The organism is Schleiferilactobacillus harbinensis (genome assembly GCF_008694105.1).
GTDB lineage: Bacteria > Bacillota > Bacilli > Lactobacillales > Lactobacillaceae > Schleiferilactobacillus > Schleiferilactobacillus harbinensis.
This window is the reverse complement of the sequence record NZ_CP041364.1, coordinates 1,548,048-1,563,519: the sequence shown is the minus strand read 5'-3', so window position 1 is coordinate 1,563,519 and position 15,472 is coordinate 1,548,048. Positions and strand designations below refer to the sequence as shown.

Sequence of the window (15,472 nt, the reverse complement as noted above, 5' to 3'; positions counted from 1 at the left end):
AGTCATCAAGTGCACAAGGAGGCTTTTTATGGTTCAAATTAAAGATATTGTGCCGGTTCAAATGACAGATCGGACACCCAGCACTGGTGGGAAGCCCCAGATAGCTGCTCGAATCAAGCTCAAAGATGCCGAAGTGATTTTTTATAATGGTGCTGATCGGAGCACTCTGCACATCGTCTTACAGGAGTTGACTGGTAATGTTCCCCAATATCCAAGAACTTAACATCTACATCATCTGTGGCAAGACTGACCTCCGCAAAGGAATTGACGGTTTAGCTGCCTCACTGCGGGAACTCTATGGTGAGAACGAAGTCCCGTACGACCACTCACTATTCCTATTTTGCGGCAGTCAGCGGGACCGGTTCAAGGCCCTTTACTGGGATCGCAGCGGCTTCGTCCTCTATTACAAGCGGTTCGAGAACGGCCACCTGCAATGGCCCCGCAACCGGTCCGACGTACAACGACTAAGCCATTACCAGTTAAAACGATTGATCACTGGTCTAAGTATTATTGAGAGGCGTACCATTCATGACCGCAGGGTCGGATATACCAATTAAATGTGGAAGAGGATGCCAAATGAAATTTGGTATTACCTCTTCCTTTTTATGATCTATAAATGATATAATCCAATAATCAATAATTCAGGAGGGCCACACATTGGTCGACCCAAAAAATAGCATTGCACTCGCAGATGCCACCCCCGAGCAATTACGGACTATCGTCCAAAATTTACTCCACGAAAACCAACAGATGCAGGAGCAGCTGGCCGTATTGAAACGTGTTCTCTATGGTCGTCGCCGCGAATCCAGCCAAAATTTGCCAGATGGGCAAACCAACCTCTTCAACGAACACGTGCTCACCCAGGAAGAACAAGCAGCGGTCGCCAAGGCGAGTGGCGAAGACGAGCCAGTCAAGAAACGCCCTAAGAAAGTGGTTCACCGAAAATCGATGGACCTGAGTCAATTACCACAAAACACTCGCGACTATACTTTAGACACTGAAGATCAGATTTGCCCAGGATGTGGGAAGATGATGGCCGATATTGGGCGGACAGCCGTACGTAAAGAGGTCGACTTTGTCCCCGTTAAGTTGTTGGCCACCACTGTTTACCAGCACACTTACGTCTGCACTAACGAGCAGTGTTTACAAGACCACGGTAAGGTAATCACCAAGAAAGCAGACGTACCGAAGCCCGTGATCTCCCACAGTATGGCTTCAAATGCGGTCGTGACCGAATCAATCTTGACCAAATTTATCTATAAAGTGCCGGATTACCGGCAAGAAAAGCTCTGGCATAATCGTGGCGCAGATTTTACCCGGCAAGCCCTGTCTGGTTGGCCTATCAAGGCAGCCGAAGAATATCTGCGGCCGCTCTACAATTTGATGCATCAAGAACTGCTGGCCCAGGATATCATTCACGCCGATGAGACGCCCTACCGGGTGCTCGCCATCAAGAAGGCCAAGACCTATTACTGGGTTTACACCTCAGGCAAGTTTGCGGAGCATCAAATTATCCTGTATGACCACGGCGACACCCGCGGGTACGGCGAAGCTGAGCGCTTCCTTAAGGGATATACGAAATACCTGCAGACCGATGGCTATGCTGTGTATCCCCGGTTGCCGGATCTGACCAATGTTTATTGCTGGGCGCACGTCCGGCGGAAGTTCGACGAAGCGGTTACCGGTGGTGATACCGGATTGGCACCCATTGGTCGGCAATACTGTAATGAGATGTTCCACTTGGAACAGGGATGGCGTGGCCTGCCCGCAACTGAGCGACTTGCGCAGCGTAAAGAACACCTCCAGCCGCAGATGGATGCCTTCTTCAAATGGTTGTTTGAATTGGGTGACAGTTACTTACCGAAATCCAAACTTGGTCGCGCAGTTGAATACGCACTGGGCCATGAAGTAGGATTACGGGCGGTTCTCCAAGACGGCCGGTTGGAGTTATCCAATAACCGGGCCGAACGAGCCGTCAAAGAGCTGGTGATGGGCCGCAAAAATTGGCTCTTCTCACAGAGCAAACGCGGCGCCGTAGCGACGGGCATCTTATTAAGTGTGCTCAAAACTGCAGAGATAAATCACCTCGACCTTCGTCAATACTTGAACTATTTGTTTGCGGCATTACCTAATTTGCCGGTGCCCGGGGACTTGACGGTCCTACAGGACTATTTACCCTGGTCACCGAAAGTGCAGGAGATCTGCCACGAATAAATAATTCGAGTACAGCAGTGGCGCAATCCTTATGTTAGAGGGTTGCGCCACTTTTTCATATACGCCCGTTTAACGACCTCTTACGATGATGGCGGCAGCACCCTGAAATAGTGCACAGTCAAAAACAGCGCCCAGAGAAATTTCTCTGAACGCTGTTTTTTTTACGCCATGACGGCTTCTTTGCTGTGGGCTAAGCGATCCTGATGATTTTGGATGATCAGCTTCATGATGCCTTCCGCGATGTTCAAGTTCTTCAGCAGCGGCCCATGGGAGTAGCTGCCGATGACATTTTTATAACGCATGCCCTCGGTGTGGTCATCCGGGTTGTTGCCATAGCCTTCAATCATCGTGCCAAAAGGCTTCAGCTTGTCCTGGTCATCAAAGTACGTCCGGCCGGAGTGATTCTCGAAGGCCTGGGCCGGCCCAAATTGCGTAATGAACTTGGTATCGCCGATCATTCGGGCATCGGCCTTGAAGACAGTGTGCAGCGGCAAAATATTCAGGCACTTGATCACCGTGCCGTCGCTCATCTTGTAGTAGGTTCCCAGGAACTGGTAGCCGCCGCAGATGCACAGCATCGGTTTGCCGGCTTCAATGTAATCCTTGATGGTTTCCCGGTGCCGTTGCAAGTCCTTGGCCACCACGGTCTGTTCGAAGTCTTGACCGCCGCCGAAAAATAGGAAGTCGTAATCGTTGGCGTCAAAGTCGTCGCCTAAACTGACGTTGGTCACCGTGGTGTCATAGCCCTGCTGCTTCAACAGGAAGCGCAGGATCTTGACGTCCCCGGAATCACCGTAAGTATTCATTAGATCCTCGTACAGATACGCAATTTTGATTGGTTCTGCCATGTGGTGTTTAACCCCCTTCAACGCTGTTCAACTTAGATTGTACTCTACCACGAACCGGCCTGTCTTGCACCTGTTTTGCTTTTACGGCAAGAGGGCAAAGGCCATAGTCAGATCATTGGCTGAAACGTGGAACAGCCAAGCCAAGACGTCCCGCCACACGATTTGCGATTGGGTCAGGAGCCATTGGGCCCAGGAAGAATTGAGAATGGCCAGTTGCAGGTCGTTATTCGGCCAGCGGCTGAGCACCGCCAGGGTCAAGGTGACGAAGATGACTGTCATGACTAAAGTGAGCAGGGCGCCGAGCAAGGCGTTGATTTGGTGGACGACGGGAAATTTCGTAAACCAGCGGGTCCGGCGGGTGATCCACCAAATGATCAGGCCGCCGATGGTCATGATCAGATAAAAGGCGATGACATTGCCCGCTGCCCCGGCAAAGGCCGTGCTTTCGGGATGGGACTTGGTCCAGAGGCCGCTGAGCCACTCGCCGACGGGTTTGTTGTACCACCAAGCAATGAAGAACAGCAGCAGGCTGCCGCCGAGATGCACCAGTTGAGCGACGACACCCCGGGACCAGCCGCGAAAAATCGCGAAGAGGAAGAGAAAAGCCAGGATCACGTTAACGAGCATGGTTAAAATCCTTTCTGCAAAGGTGATACCCTTATTGGACCACGAATGCGGGCAGGGAAAAAGGGACTTGGGACCGATAACCAAGCGGGACATGTTACACTGGGCAAGACTGATTCTTTTTTAGGCAGTTACATTTTGGAGGGTTTTTCAGAAAATATGGCAGCAAAGAAGAAACAAACAGAACTGATCAGTTTATTTCAACTCGTGATGCTCGGACTGGGGTCGCTCATCGGCTCCGGCTGGTTGTTCGGGGCCTGGGAAGCGGCGAAGGTCGCCGGGCCGGCAGCACTCATCTCCTGGGTCATCGGCGCGGTGGTGATCGGCACCATCGCCTACAATTACATCGAACTGGGGACAATGTTTCCCGAATCCGGGGGCATGAGCAAATATGCCCAGTACACCCATGGGTCGTTACTGGGCTTCATCGCCGCCTGGGCCAACTGGGTGTCGCTGATCACCCTGATTCCCATCGAAGCCGTGGCGGCGGTGCAATATATGGCCTCTTGGCCCTGGTCCTGGGCCCGCTTCACCCGCGGTTTTCTGCAAAACGGGCCGATCACCACGGTGGGGCTGTTGGTGGTCTTCGCGTTCATCGTCGTGTTCACGCTGCTGAATTATTGGTCCGTGACCTTGCTGACCCGCTTCACCAGTTTTATTTCGGTGTTCAAGGTCGGCGTGCCGCTGTTGACGATCATCATGCTGACGATTTCCGGGTTTCACCCCGGCAATTACGGCCACACGGTCCAGGCGTTCATGCCTTACGGCACTGCACCGATTTTCGCGGCGACCTCGGTATCCGGGATCATCTTTTCGTTCAACGCGTTCCAGACCGTGATCAATATGGGCGATGAAGTAAAAAAGCCGGGCAAAAATATCGGCAAAGGGATCGCCATTTCACTGGTGATCAGTGCGGTCTTGTATATCCTCTTGCAAAGCACGTTCATCACGGCGATGCCCCCCCACCAGCTGGCGAAATACGGCTGGCAAGGGATCAACTTCAATTCGCCGTTTGCCGATCTGGCCGTCCTGCTGGGCCTGAATTGGTTGTCTGTCCTGCTTTACATGGATGCCTTTGTTTCGCCATTTGGTACCGGCGTGTCGTTTGTCGCCTCCACCGGTCGGGCGTTGCAGGCCATGGCAGGGAACAATCACATTCCCCATTTTGTCGGCAAAATTGATGCCCGTTACGGGACACCGCGGGTGGCGATGGTGGTCAACGCCATCCTCAGTATGGCCATGGTATCCGTGTTCCGTTCCTGGGGTACGCTGGCCAGTGTGATTTCCACGTCGACGCTGATTGCCTACCTGACCGGTCCCACGACTGTCGTGTCTTTGCGCAAAATGGCGCCGAACTTCAAACGCCCGGTCACCTCGGCCCATCTGCGGATCATGGCCCCGCTGGCCTTCGTGCTGGCGTCGCTGGCGACCTATTGGGCAAAATGGCCGACTACCGTGGAAGTCATCTTAGTGATCCTGCTGGGCTTTCCGTTCTATCTCTACTTCGAATGGCGGACGGGCTGGGCGAATACTAAAAAACAGGTCCAGGGCAGCGCCTGGCTGCTGACGTACTTGATTTTCCTATCCGTAATGTCCCTGATCGGCAGTCAAGAGTTCAATGGTTTGAACTGGATCCATTACCCCTATGATTTCTTGGTGCTGATCATCGGCGCGCTCCTGTTTTATTACTGGGGCATCCATAGCCATTGGGAATCCAAGTCGTTTGGCCGAGCCAAGATGGTTAATAAGCGGGTCAAACTGCCAGCAAACAAATAGACCATTACGCTTTCACCCTTGAATGAAGGCGGCCAGAGCCGTAGAATGAAAATTGCAAGAGTCGATTAAATGTAGGGAAGATGTCAATATGGAATTAGCAGGTAAAAAAATTGCCTTCGACGAGGACCTCAGCGACGCCCAAATCAAAGATTTGCATGAACACTATAACCAATTGTGGGATACGTTGAAAAAGACGTTTGAGTTTAAGGACGACAAGCGCCAGTTGCAGGTACTCTATGAAGAGGCTGACAACGAGCATACATACGAGTCCGGCTATTTCGTTTTGCAGATTCGCCACTTCGGCGATCAGTACCGGTTTGACGAGTTCAACATCACCATCAATAACCGCAGTGTGTTCAATGACAACCCGGATGAATTGGTGATTCAACTGGCCAAGTATGATGATTGGGATGCGCTGACGGCCGATGCCGTCAAGCATGCCAAGGCTTGGGTGGACGAGATGAATAAAGAAGCGAATAAAGAAAAGAAAGAGCCGAAGCGGGAATTAACCGACTAGGGCTCTGCCATGGCATATGAAAAGCGGTCAAGCTGAGAAATCAGTTTTGACCGCTTTTCTGATACTTGGTCAGGGCTAGCACCAATGGCTTCTTCAATACAAAATAGAATACTAGATTTCCGGCGGCATGGTAGCCGTCAAAGGGGATGCCAGCTAGATAATACGCCCAGAAGCCTAAGCCGCTGAGTTGGCCAAAGACGGCCATACCGAGGCTGACGAGAAAGCCGTAGAGAAATCCAAGCAGACCGCAGAGGGTAAGCTGAGCCCAAAACCAGCGGCGCAGCGGCGTCACGCGGGCCAGAAAGCCGACCAGCAGGATACACCCGGCGTACGCTCCAATCTGGGGGATGGTCCAAATGCCGAAACCCAGGAAAATGTTCGACAGGACCATCGTGTTCACGGCGAGGATCAGGCCGGCGGCAAGACCCAATTGCAGGGTGACCAGCATGAGAATCGCCGTTACCGGCTGGACATTGGGAATGGGGATCTTGACAATACGCAGGGCAGCACACAGCGCGGTGAGCATGGCGAGGAGGGTGACTTGGCGGGTTCGATTGGGCGTGGTGAATGGCATTATTTGGTCGGGGCCAGGTTGAAGACGACCTTATCCTTGGCTTGGACTTTCTGCTGGCTCGCACCCTTGCTGGCCATCTTGCCGTTGACGGTGTACAGCCAGTAGATCTTCTTGGCGGTGTTTTGGCTCTTGCCGGCAATGCTGGTGATGAAGCCGTTGGCGGCTTTGACTGACCAGCCTTTCTTCAAGCCGGTCAGGACGACAGCGTTGTTTTTCGGCACCTGAATCGTCTTTTTGGCAAAGGCCTGGTTGTTTTCCCGCAATTCATAGGTGACTGAAATCGTGGCGGCGGCAACGTGCTTGGGCTGGCTGCCGGCGGTACAACCGGCGAGCAGGGCAAGCAAGCCAAACAGAATCAAAACAGTTGGTATCATTTTCTTCAAGACAATAGTCCTCCTCAACAATGAAACAGTACCCAAATTATACCATCGCTGCCGACCATTTCGCGGTAAACTATGGGCACATCATTATGGAAGAAGTTGAGGATTATCGCCATCACCATTCGCATTGCTACTACTGCCGACGCGCCTCGTCTGGCGGCCATTTACGCCCCCTATGTCACCAGTACCGTGATCACTATGGAATACACGCCGCCGACTGCTAAAGAATTTCTCCGGCGCATCCAAACGACGCTTCAGCGTTACCCCTACCTGGTTGCCGTGGATGATCAGGGAATGATTCAAGGATACGCGTATGCCAGTGCTTACAGCTTCCGCACTGCCTACGATTGGGCCGCGGAGGTCTCAGTATACGTTGCCCAAGACGCCATCGCCCATGGTATCGGCCGCCGGTTATACCAAGCCTTGGAGGCCGCCCTGCGCCAGCAGCACGTCGTCAGCCTCGGCGCCTGCATCACGGCGGATAACGCCCGCTCTATCCGCTTTCACGAACGGGACGGCTACACCCAGCATGCTTTATTTCCCCATTTTGCCTATAAGCTGGACCAGTGGTGGGATGTACTGTGGCTGACCAAGGTGCTGACTTCGGGCAACACGGCCCCGCAGCCCTTTGTTCCCTTCGCTGAAATAAAACGCTAACCCCTTGACCTGCCTTGCTTTTCGTCGCTCATTCAGGTAAAGTGGAGAAATGTGGAACACTCTGTGTTTCACGGTTAAATAGACGAGAGGAGCACGGGCAATGACGCCGCAAGTTTTCCAAGAAACGCTGGCCCAGCAGGGGCTGACCCTGACGGCTGCGCAGATGGCGCAGTTTCACCAATATTTTGAATTATTGGTCGCCGCGAATGAAAAAATGAATTTAACGGCGATCACCGCTGAAGGGGACGTCTATTTGAAACATTTCTACGATTCCCTGACCCTGATCCAAGCGGTGCCTGCGTTGGCGACTGCACCTCTGGCGATGATGGATGTCGGCAGCGGCGCAGGTTTGCCGGGTATTCCGGTGAAAATTGCCTTTCCTCAAATCTCCCTCACGATACTCGATTCTTTACAAAAGCGAATTAATTTTTTGAACGATGCGGTCGGCCAATTGGATCTCACCGGGGTGGCCTTGATCCATGGCCGCGCCGAGGATGCCGGCAACAAGCGCAGTCCCCAGCGAGAGGCCTTCGATGTCGTGACCGCCCGGGCGGTGGCGCCGTTGAACGTCTTGGCCGAGCTGACCTTGCCGCTGGCCAAAGTCGGCGGGGTCTTCGTCGCCATGAAGGGCAGCAGTGCCCCAGCGGAAGAGGCGGCGGCCGAGTATGCGGTGGCGCAACTCGGGGCCAAGCTTGAACAGGACGTGGCGCTGACCTTGCCGGAAGAAGCCGGCGAGCGCCACTTGCTGGTGTATCGCAAAACACGGCATACGCCCAAACGGTATCCGCGCAAGGCCGGCACGCCCCACGCTGAGCCGCTCGTTCAGAGTCATTAAACGGATACGCGTCGATGCAGGCCTGCATCGCAATACGGAGGCAATGACAGAAAATGGCATTTTCTTTCTTCAAGAAAAATACGCACAAAGCGCAGAAGCAGGAAACCAACGAGGCAGCGGATCAGCAGCAGACGGTGAATCAAGTCGTGATGGTGCCGCTGGGCAATATCGTGCCCAACCGGTTCCAACCGCGCAAACACTTCAACGATGCGCGGATCTCAGAATTGGCCGGGACGATCAAGGAACACGGGCTGCTCCAGCCCATCGTCCTGCGGGAATATGAATCAGATCATTACGAAATCATTGCGGGTGAGCGGCGCTTTCGAGCGGTGCGCAGTTTGCACTGGAAAGAAGTGCCGGCCATCGTCCAGAAGATGAATGATGAGGAGACGGCGTCCATGGCACTGGTAGAAAATCTGCAGCGGGAACAGCTCTCGCCGATTGAACAAGCCCGGGCCTATGCGGCCTTGATGAAGCTTAACGATTTGACCCAGGAATGCTTGGCGCAGCAGATGGGCAAGTCCCAATCTTTTGTGGCCAACAAGCTGCGCCTGCTGAAACTGTCTGACGCGGTGCAAGAGGCCATCATGGATGGTCAGATCACCGAACGGCACGGCCGCGCTCTGCTCCAGTTGGATGATTTGCAGCAGCAGCTGGCTCTGCATAAAGTACTTCAGGATGGGCTGAACGTGAAAGAAACGGAAGAACTCGTGGATCACTTGCTGCATCCGGAACCCGCTGCGCCGACGCGGCCCGAACCAGCAGCACCAACAGCGGCCGAAACTGAGGCGGACACCACTGAGCATACCGCAGCGCCAATGCCGAAGAAGCGCCCGGCAAGTCAGCCGAAACAACGGGTGCGCAGTACCCATAGTACCGATCCCCGGGTGGCTATCAATACGATTAAGAAGTCTGTCGCGATGGTCCAGGAGGCGGGGGTGCCGATCACGTATTCCGAGAGTGACGACGATGCTGGCCACCACATTCAGATCACGGTCCCGACGGCCGATAAAACAGACACAGAGTAGGAGGCCACCTGGGTTGGCGAAAGTAATTGCCGTAGCAAATCAAAAGGGCGGCGTGGGCAAGACCACGACGACCATTAATCTGGGCGCCGCACTGGCTGAGATGGGCAAAAAAGTGCTGCTGGTGGATATCGATCCCCAGGGTAACGCGACCAGCGGGGTAGGAATCGAAAAAAGCTCCATCCAGCATGATGTCTACGAAATTTTGATCGATGAGGCACCGCTGGCCCCAGCGATCCGGCCGACGGAGCGCAAAGGGCTGGACATCGTTCCGGCCACTTTGCAACTGGCTGGGGCCGAGGTAGAGCTGACCACTCAGATTGCCCGGGAGACCCGGTTGAAGAATGGTTTGGCTCCGGTGCAGGGACAATATGATTATATTTTAATTGATTGTCCCCCGTCCCTGGGCCAGCTGGCACTCAACGGCTTCACCGCGTCGGATCGGATCTTGATTCCGGTCCAAAGTGAATACTACGCCCTGGAAGGGCTGGGCCAGCTGCTCCAAACCATTGATTTGGTGCGCAAACATTTCAATCCGGATCTTGCCATCCTCGGGGTCTTGATGACGATGTTTGATGCCCGTACGAATCTGGCCGCTCAAGTGGTGGCGGAAGTGCAGCAGCACTTCGCTGACAAGGTGTTTAAAACGATTATTCCTCGGGCGACCCGCTTAGCGGAGGCCCCAAGTTTTGGGGAGTCGATCATTGATTATGACAGCCAATCCCGGGGTGCAACAGCGTACCGGGAATTGGCCAAGGAGGTGGTGGCGCGCTATGGCGACTAAGAAACGTAAAGGACTCGGCCGGGGTATTGATGCCCTGTTCGCCGATATCGAAACCGGTGAGAAGGCTGAGGAAGTCGTGGCCGAACTGCCCGTGGCGGATATTCGCCCGAACCCGTACCAACCGCGCCAACGATTTACAGATGACAGTTTACAGGAACTGGCCCATTCGATTGAACAAAACGGTGTCTTGCAGCCGATCATTGTCCGGAAGAGCGTCAACGGTTATGAATTGATCGCCGGGGAACGGCGGCTGCGGGCGTCAAAGATCGCCCAGAAGACCACCATTCCCGGCATCGTCCGCCAACTGGATGATTCCACGATGATGGAAGCAGCAATTCTGGAAAACTTGCAGCGGGAGGATCTGAACCCGCTGGAAGAGGCGGAAGCCTATGACATGATGCTCAAACGGTTGCACTTGACCCAAGCCGAGGTCTCCGAGCGGTTGGGCAAGAGCCGGCCGTACATTGCCAATTATCTGCGGATCCTGTCCCTGCCGGCACCAGCGAAGAAGTACTTAGCCGATGGCGAATTATCCATGGGCCAGGCCCGGACTTTGCTGGGGTTGAAGGACAAGGCCCAGATCATGCCGGTGGCTAAAAAGACGATCAAGGAATCCTTGACCGTCCGCCAATTGGAACGGCTGGTCAGCGAGATGAACCAGACACCGGCTAAGAAGCACGCCCCCAAGCCCCAACGGTCTAAGTTTGTGGAAGCCACCGAGGAACAACTGCGGCAACGGTTCCAGACCAAGGTGGCCATCCAGGAGAGCAAGGCCGGGAAGGGCAAGATCGAGATTCCCTTTGTCTCCACAGACGATTTGAACCGCATTTTGGATGTGCTGTCCATTTCTCTGGACGACACCGACTAAGAGGAGGCTGCGCCCATGTTTGCCCTAGGTGATTTAGTACAAATGAAGAAACCCCATGCCTGCGACACGAACCGCTGGGAGATTCTGCGGGTCGGCATGGACATTCGCATTAAGTGTATGGGGTGCGGGCATATGATCATGATGCCCCGCCAAGAATTTACCAAGAAGATGAAGAAAGTATTGACCGCGGCAGCGGACGTGGCGGCTGCTAATGAGCCCCATTACGTTCAGCCGCGCCCCTTAGATCCGCCCAATACAGGACTGTAACATCAGCATACAGATATTTTGGAAAGCAGGTTTGCAAGCAAAATGGCATTAACAGCAGGTATCGTCGGACTGCCCAACGTCGGCAAGTCCACATTGTTTAACGCAATTACGAAGGCCGGGGCCGAAATGGCCAACTACCCCTTCGCCACGATTGACCCTAACGTGGGGATGGTGGAAGTGCCCGACAAGCGTCTCGCCCGGATCGATGAAATTATTCCGGCGAAGAAGATCGTTCACACCACCTTTGAATTCACCGACATTGCCGGGATCGTCAAAGGTGCCAGCAAAGGGGAAGGCCTGGGCAACAAGTTCTTGGAAAACATCCGCCAAGTGGACGCTATTGTTCATGTCGTACGGGCTTTCGACGACGATGACATCACCAGTGTGACCGGCAAGGTCGATCCCGTGGACGACATCGAAACCATTAATCTGGAATTGAGCATTGCTGACTTAGATTCCATCAACAAGCGTTTCGGCAAGGTAGAGAAGGTTGCCAAGACGAAGGACAAAGCGGCGCTGGCCGAGCTGGCTGTTTTGCAAAAGATCAAACCGGTACTGGAAGATGGCGGCTCCGTACGGTCTATTGAGTTTAACAAAGACGAGCAAAAAATCGTCAAGGGCTTGTTCCTGCTCACGGCTAAGCCGGTGTTGTACGTGGCCAACATTGCTGAAGACGACATGGCCGACCCGGAGCAATCCAAGTATTATCAAGCGGTCAAGGATTATGCGGCCAAGGATAACGCCGAGGCCATCGGTATTTCTGCTAAGACGGAAGAGGAAATCGCCGAATTGCCCGATGCGGACAAGCAGGACTTCTTGGAAGCCGAAGGGGTGACAGAATCCGGTCTGGATCGCCTGATTCGTGCGTCCTATCATTTGCTGGGTCTGGCCACGTTCTTTACGGCGGGCGGTCCGGAAACCCGGGCCTGGACGTTCCACAAGGGCATGAAGGCGCCGCAGGTCGCAGGGGTCATTCACTCCGACTTTGAACGGGGCTTTATTCGAGCGGAAACGGTGTCCTTCACCGATTTGGATAAATACGGATCGATGGAGGCCGTCCGCAAAGCCGGCCGCCTGCGCTTGGAAGGTAAGGATTATCTGGTCCAAGACGGGGACATCATCGAGTTCCGCTTCAATGTGTGATTATGAGTGAGAAAAGAGGAAAATAATTTGGATCCACGGGAACGTAATGCCCAGGCCCACGAAAAACAACAGGAAAAGGTCGTCCACCTGTCCAAACAGGAGGAGATCGACAAGCAGATCGATGCGATGAGCACTCAAGAAATCAGCGCTGGTCTTTCCAAGCGCAATGCGGACTATGTCTTTCAGCTGCGCAAATCCTTGAGTGATGCCGGTTATTCAGAACAGAAGATCGATACCGAAATGGCGCTGATCCTGCCAGAGATCATGAAAGCCCAGCGCCGCGGGACCCCCGCCAACAAGCTGTACGGCGGGCCCACGGTCAAGGCGTATGCCATCACGCATAAGCCCAAGCCGGTGAAGAAGACCCCGTTTTGGCAGAAATCGTTGGATAGTGGTCTGATGTTCTTGGGCATCCTGACTTTGATGAACGGGATCATGAGCTATTTTGCCAAGGCAAAAAACAGCACCGGGGCGACCGGTATTCTGAGTATGGTCGTGATCTCCGTTGTCTTTGGTCTGGCTTTCACGGAAATGAACGATCTGATGCGGCTGCCTAAGAGCAAGCGGCCCAAGATGTGGAAGATGGTGGCCTACATGGTGGGCTTGCTGGTGGTGGCCATGGTGGTCCTGTCGCTCACTTTCTTTGTGCCGAAGGTGATCAATCCGGTCCTGCCGGCCCCAGTATTGCTGGTGCTGGGTGCCGCGGCATTCGGTGTGCGCTACCTGCTGCGCCGGTATCTGCACATCACCGAGTCCTTCTTTATGCCGGCACCGCCAGCGGACGACAAGTAATTATGAACGAACGATTATAGACCTTTATAATCGTTCGTTTTTTGTTTATCAATTTAAACTTGACAAGGGTCAATGTTCCTGTTATTCTACACAACAAAACTATATGGAGGTCACGTAATGTCTAATTGGGATACCAAGTTTGCCAAAGAGGGTTTAACGTTTGATGATGTGTTATTGATTCCGGCCGAGAGTCATGTACTGCCCCGGGATGTGGACCTGTCTGTTCAGCTGGCGGATAACCTGAAGCTGAACATTCCGGTCCTTTCTGCTAGTATGGACACCGTCACCGAAGCACCCATGGCCATCGCGATGGCCCGTCAAGGCGGCTTGGGCGTGATCCACAAGAATATGACGATTACGGAACAGGCCGACCAGGTCCTGCAGGTCAAACGCAGCGAGAGCGGCGTCATCACCGATCCGTTCTTCCTCACCGCCGATCGTCCCGTATTGGCCGCCGACACGTTAATGAAGAAATACCACATTTCCGGTGTGCCGATCGTCGACAACGAAGAATCCCGCCAATTGATTGGCATCGTGACCAACCGGGACCTGCGCTTTGTCGATGATTACTCCGTCACCATCGATAGTGTGATGACCAAGGACCGCCTGGTCACCGCACCGGTCGGGACTTCTCTGGACGAAGCCGAATTGATCCTTCAGCGCCACCGCATCGAGAAGCTGCCCCTGGTGGATGATGACGGCCGCTTGAGCGGTTTGATCACGATCAAGGATATCGAGAACGTGAAGAACTACCCCAACGCGGCCAAGGACAGCCATGGTCGGCTCCTGGCTGCTGGGGCAGTCGGTGTCACGAAAGATACGATGGAACGGACCGAAGCGTTATTTAATGCCGGCGCGGACGCCGTGATCATCGATACCGCCCACGGTCATTCCGCTGGCGTATTGAAAAAAATTGCCGAGATTCGCGCCGCCTTCCCGAACAAGACCTTGATCGCCGGGAACGTTGCCACGGCTGAAGGCACCGCTGCTTTGTTCGACGCCGGCGTCGACATCGTTAAAGTCGGCATCGGCCCGGGCTCCATTTGTACCACCCGGATCGTCGCCGGTGTCGGTGTACCCCAAATCACCGCCATCTATGATGCGGCGACGGAAGCCCGCAAGCGGGGCAAGGCAATCATCGCTGACGGCGGGATCAAGTATTCCGGCGATATTGTCAAAGGCTTAGCCGCTGGCGGCTGGGCCGTCATGCTCGGCAGCATGCTCGCCGGGACCGATGAGGCGCCTGGTGAATTCGAAATTTACGAAGGCCGCCGCTTCAAGTCTTATCGCGGTATGGGTTCCCTGGCCGCCATGTCCCAAGACCACGGCTCCTCCGACCGGTATTTCCAAGGCAACGTGAAGACGACTAAGAAATTAGTGCCGGAAGGCATTGAAGGCCGCGTCGCCGCCAAGGGTGCCGCTGCCGATGTCCTCTATGAAATGATGGGCGGTGTCCGTTCCGGCATGGGTTACGTTGGCGCCGCGAATCTCGCTGACCTGCGAGACAACGCCCAGTTCGTCCGGATCACCAACGCCGGCCTGCGGGAAAGCCATCCCCATGACGTACAGATCACCAAAGAAGCCCCGAACTACAGCCGGGCATAATTAATAATTTGTCTCTATTGAACCGTTGTCGCTGACAGCGGTTCTTTTTTTCTCTAAAATGGGAATTATTAAGAAAGCGAGGCGACCACCATGGCCGAAGAAACAGATTTCCTATTACGTCAAATCAAAGGTATCGCTGGCCAACTCGGCTATATCCTCGGCAAACGCGCCGAAGGTACCGAATCCGCCATCATCTTCCCCGCCAATAAACCGCCCCTGCCTTACCAAGACGTATTACGCGAACTGCTCCACACCCAGCACTACCAGGAGGCACTCACGAAGTTTACTCAGATTCGTTACGCGATGGAACAAGACGACTACGTTAAGAACAAGACGACTACGTTAAATTGGGGTTATGGCTCTATGCCGCTTTGCTCCAACTGCCAGAGAAGGAGCGAACTGAAGCCGGATTGACAACTGCTGAACTGCAGAAGGGGCTGAATAAGTTAGCGGCAATTCAGGGAGAAGTATAGAAGATTACTGAGGAAGGGAATGTTTCAATTTTGATGCATGCTAGCACTTGGCACGGCGTACAAAGAGGGACCTTTCTGCCAACACCCTTA

19 protein-coding genes are annotated in these 15,472 nt (G+C 54.0%); 15 read left to right on the top strand and 4 right to left on the bottom strand.

Annotated elements, in window-relative coordinates:
• The first annotated feature begins 28 nt into the window (after positions 1–28).
• The 3 genes from FMM01_RS07965 (at position 29) to tnpC (ending at position 2,214) form a co-directional block, all read left to right on the top strand.
• Positions 29–223: a hypothetical protein gene (locus FMM01_RS07965; RefSeq protein WP_146995692.1), complete on the top strand. Its 195-nt coding sequence runs from the start codon at positions 29–31 to the stop codon at positions 221–223.
• On the top strand, positions 198–557 hold the full coding sequence (gene tnpB / locus FMM01_RS07960) for an IS66 family insertion sequence element accessory protein TnpB (RefSeq protein ID WP_057824131.1): 360 nt from the start codon (positions 198–200) through the stop codon (positions 555–557). Before FMM01_RS07965 ends, tnpB begins: the two co-directional genes overlap by 26 nt.
• Before the next feature lie 100 nt (positions 558–657).
• Positions 658–2,214, top strand: a complete 1,557-nt coding sequence (gene tnpC, locus FMM01_RS07955) for an IS66 family transposase (RefSeq protein ID WP_150391513.1) — start codon at positions 658–660, stop codon at positions 2,212–2,214.
• A gap of 161 nt (positions 2,215–2,375) precedes the next feature.
• Here the strand turns inward: tnpC and FMM01_RS07950 are convergent, their stop codons facing one another.
• Both FMM01_RS07950 and FMM01_RS07945 read right to left on the bottom strand, forming a co-directional pair.
• Positions 2,376–3,062, bottom strand: a complete 687-nt coding sequence (locus tag FMM01_RS07950) for a type 1 glutamine amidotransferase (RefSeq protein WP_150392156.1) — start codon at positions 3,060–3,062, stop codon at positions 2,376–2,378.
• A gap of 81 nt (positions 3,063–3,143) precedes the next feature.
• Positions 3,144–3,689 (bottom strand): CvpA family protein, encoded by a 546-nt coding sequence (locus FMM01_RS07945; RefSeq protein WP_190973485.1) that lies wholly within the window; start codon positions 3,687–3,689, stop codon positions 3,144–3,146.
• Between the two features lie 156 nt (positions 3,690–3,845).
• On the opposite strand from FMM01_RS07945, the gene FMM01_RS07940 reads away from it, so the two are divergent.
• Together FMM01_RS07940 and FMM01_RS07935 are read left to right on the top strand one after the other, a co-directional pair.
• Positions 3,846–5,462: an APC family permease gene (locus FMM01_RS07940; RefSeq protein ID WP_150392154.1), complete on the top strand. Its 1,617-nt coding sequence runs from the start codon at positions 3,846–3,848 to the stop codon at positions 5,460–5,462.
• An 88-nt stretch (positions 5,463–5,550) separates the two neighbouring features.
• Positions 5,551–5,979, top strand: coding sequence for a hypothetical protein (locus FMM01_RS07935; protein WP_051225496.1), 429 nt, complete (start codon positions 5,551–5,553; stop codon positions 5,977–5,979).
• Positions 5,980–6,019: 40 nt separating this feature from the next.
• Here FMM01_RS07935 and FMM01_RS07930 read toward each other — a convergent pair whose 3' ends face one another.
• Together FMM01_RS07930 and FMM01_RS07925 are read right to left on the bottom strand one after the other, a co-directional pair.
• Entirely contained in the window at positions 6,020–6,553 is a 534-nt protein-coding gene (locus FMM01_RS07930) for an ECF transporter S component (RefSeq protein WP_150392153.1), read from the bottom strand.
• Positions 6,553–6,936, bottom strand: a complete 384-nt coding sequence (locus tag FMM01_RS07925; RefSeq protein ID WP_150392152.1) for a DUF4430 domain-containing protein — start codon at positions 6,934–6,936, stop codon at positions 6,553–6,555. The genes FMM01_RS07930 and FMM01_RS07925 overlap by 1 nt, the downstream gene beginning before the upstream one ends.
• Before the next feature lie 72 nt (positions 6,937–7,008).
• Between FMM01_RS07925 and FMM01_RS07920 the strand changes: the two genes are divergently transcribed.
• From FMM01_RS07920 to FMM01_RS07875, 10 genes are all read left to right on the top strand, one after another.
• On the top strand, positions 7,009–7,590 hold the full coding sequence (locus tag FMM01_RS07920) for a GNAT family N-acetyltransferase (RefSeq protein ID WP_223850023.1): 582 nt from the start codon (positions 7,009–7,011) through the stop codon (positions 7,588–7,590).
• A gap of 100 nt (positions 7,591–7,690) precedes the next feature.
• Positions 7,691–8,425 carry a 16S rRNA (guanine(527)-N(7))-methyltransferase RsmG gene (gene rsmG / locus FMM01_RS07915; protein ID WP_150392151.1) on the top strand — a complete coding sequence of 245 codons (735 nt, stop codon included), beginning with the start codon at positions 7,691–7,693 and terminating at the stop codon, positions 8,423–8,425.
• Positions 8,426–8,478: 53 nt separating this feature from the next.
• Positions 8,479–9,453 carry a nucleoid occlusion protein gene (gene noc / locus FMM01_RS07910; RefSeq protein ID WP_150392150.1) on the top strand — a complete coding sequence of 325 codons (975 nt, stop codon included), beginning with the start codon at positions 8,479–8,481 and terminating at the stop codon, positions 9,451–9,453.
• Positions 9,454–9,466: 13 nt separating this feature from the next.
• Positions 9,467–10,234 (top strand): ParA family protein, encoded by a 768-nt coding sequence (locus FMM01_RS07905; RefSeq protein ID WP_150392149.1) that lies wholly within the window; start codon positions 9,467–9,469, stop codon positions 10,232–10,234.
• On the top strand, positions 10,224–11,102 hold the full coding sequence (locus tag FMM01_RS07900) for a ParB/RepB/Spo0J family partition protein (protein ID WP_027829645.1): 879 nt from the start codon (positions 10,224–10,226) through the stop codon (positions 11,100–11,102). Before FMM01_RS07905 ends, FMM01_RS07900 begins: the two co-directional genes overlap by 11 nt.
• A 15-nt stretch (positions 11,103–11,117) precedes the next feature.
• The gene (locus FMM01_RS07895; RefSeq protein WP_150392148.1) at positions 11,118–11,369 is read left to right on the top strand and encodes a DUF951 domain-containing protein; all 252 of its coding nucleotides are present in this window, start codon (positions 11,118–11,120) and stop codon (positions 11,367–11,369) included.
• Between the two features lie 42 nt (positions 11,370–11,411).
• Positions 11,412–12,512, top strand: coding sequence for a redox-regulated ATPase YchF (ychF, locus tag FMM01_RS07890; RefSeq protein WP_027829643.1), 1,101 nt, complete (start codon positions 11,412–11,414; stop codon positions 12,510–12,512).
• A 27-nt stretch (positions 12,513–12,539) separates the two neighbouring features.
• Complete coding sequence (locus tag FMM01_RS07885) at positions 12,540–13,304, top strand: DUF1129 domain-containing protein (RefSeq protein ID WP_051225494.1); 765 nt, start codon at positions 12,540–12,542, stop codon at positions 13,302–13,304.
• 117 nt (positions 13,305–13,421) lie between these two features.
• On the top strand, positions 13,422–14,909 hold the full coding sequence (gene guaB / locus FMM01_RS07880) for an IMP dehydrogenase (RefSeq protein WP_027829642.1): 1,488 nt from the start codon (positions 13,422–13,424) through the stop codon (positions 14,907–14,909).
• A gap of 90 nt (positions 14,910–14,999) precedes the next feature.
• Positions 15,000–15,323 (top strand): hypothetical protein, encoded by a 324-nt coding sequence (locus tag FMM01_RS07875; RefSeq protein WP_150392147.1) that lies wholly within the window; start codon positions 15,000–15,002, stop codon positions 15,321–15,323.
• Positions 15,324–15,472: the final 149 nt, after the last annotated feature.

Bases quoted from the DNA above. Each gene is read 5' to 3' on its own strand.
- noc (WP_150392150.1), top strand. From the start codon at position 8,479: ATGGCATTTTCTTTCTTCAAGAAAAATACGCACAAAGCGCAGAAGCAG.
- FMM01_RS07945 (WP_190973485.1), bottom strand. From the start codon at position 3,689: ATGCTCGTTAACGTGATCCTGGCTTTTCTCTTCCTCTTCGCGATTTTT.
- FMM01_RS07965 (WP_146995692.1), top strand. From the start codon at position 29: ATGGTTCAAATTAAAGATATTGTGCCGGTTCAAATGACAGATCGGACA.
- FMM01_RS07920 (WP_223850023.1), top strand. From the start codon at position 7,009: ATGGGCACATCATTATGGAAGAAGTTGAGGATTATCGCCATCACCATT.
- FMM01_RS07930 (WP_150392153.1), bottom strand. From the start codon at position 6,553: ATGCCATTCACCACGCCCAATCGAACCCGCCAAGTCACCCTCCTCGCC.
- FMM01_RS07940 (WP_150392154.1), top strand. From the start codon at position 3,846: ATGGCAGCAAAGAAGAAACAAACAGAACTGATCAGTTTATTTCAACTC.
- ychF (WP_027829643.1), top strand. From the start codon at position 11,412: ATGGCATTAACAGCAGGTATCGTCGGACTGCCCAACGTCGGCAAGTCC.
- tnpB (WP_057824131.1), top strand. From the start codon at position 198: ATGTTCCCCAATATCCAAGAACTTAACATCTACATCATCTGTGGCAAG.
- FMM01_RS07895 (WP_150392148.1), top strand. From the start codon at position 11,118: ATGTTTGCCCTAGGTGATTTAGTACAAATGAAGAAACCCCATGCCTGC.
- FMM01_RS07950 (WP_150392156.1), bottom strand. From the start codon at position 3,062: ATGGCAGAACCAATCAAAATTGCGTATCTGTACGAGGATCTAATGAAT.
- FMM01_RS07935 (WP_051225496.1), top strand. From the start codon at position 5,551: ATGGAATTAGCAGGTAAAAAAATTGCCTTCGACGAGGACCTCAGCGAC.
- rsmG (WP_150392151.1), top strand. From the start codon at position 7,691: ATGACGCCGCAAGTTTTCCAAGAAACGCTGGCCCAGCAGGGGCTGACC.
- FMM01_RS07900 (WP_027829645.1), top strand. From the start codon at position 10,224: ATGGCGACTAAGAAACGTAAAGGACTCGGCCGGGGTATTGATGCCCTG.
- FMM01_RS07875 (WP_150392147.1), top strand. From the start codon at position 15,000: ATGGCCGAAGAAACAGATTTCCTATTACGTCAAATCAAAGGTATCGCT.
- guaB (WP_027829642.1), top strand. From the start codon at position 13,422: ATGTCTAATTGGGATACCAAGTTTGCCAAAGAGGGTTTAACGTTTGAT.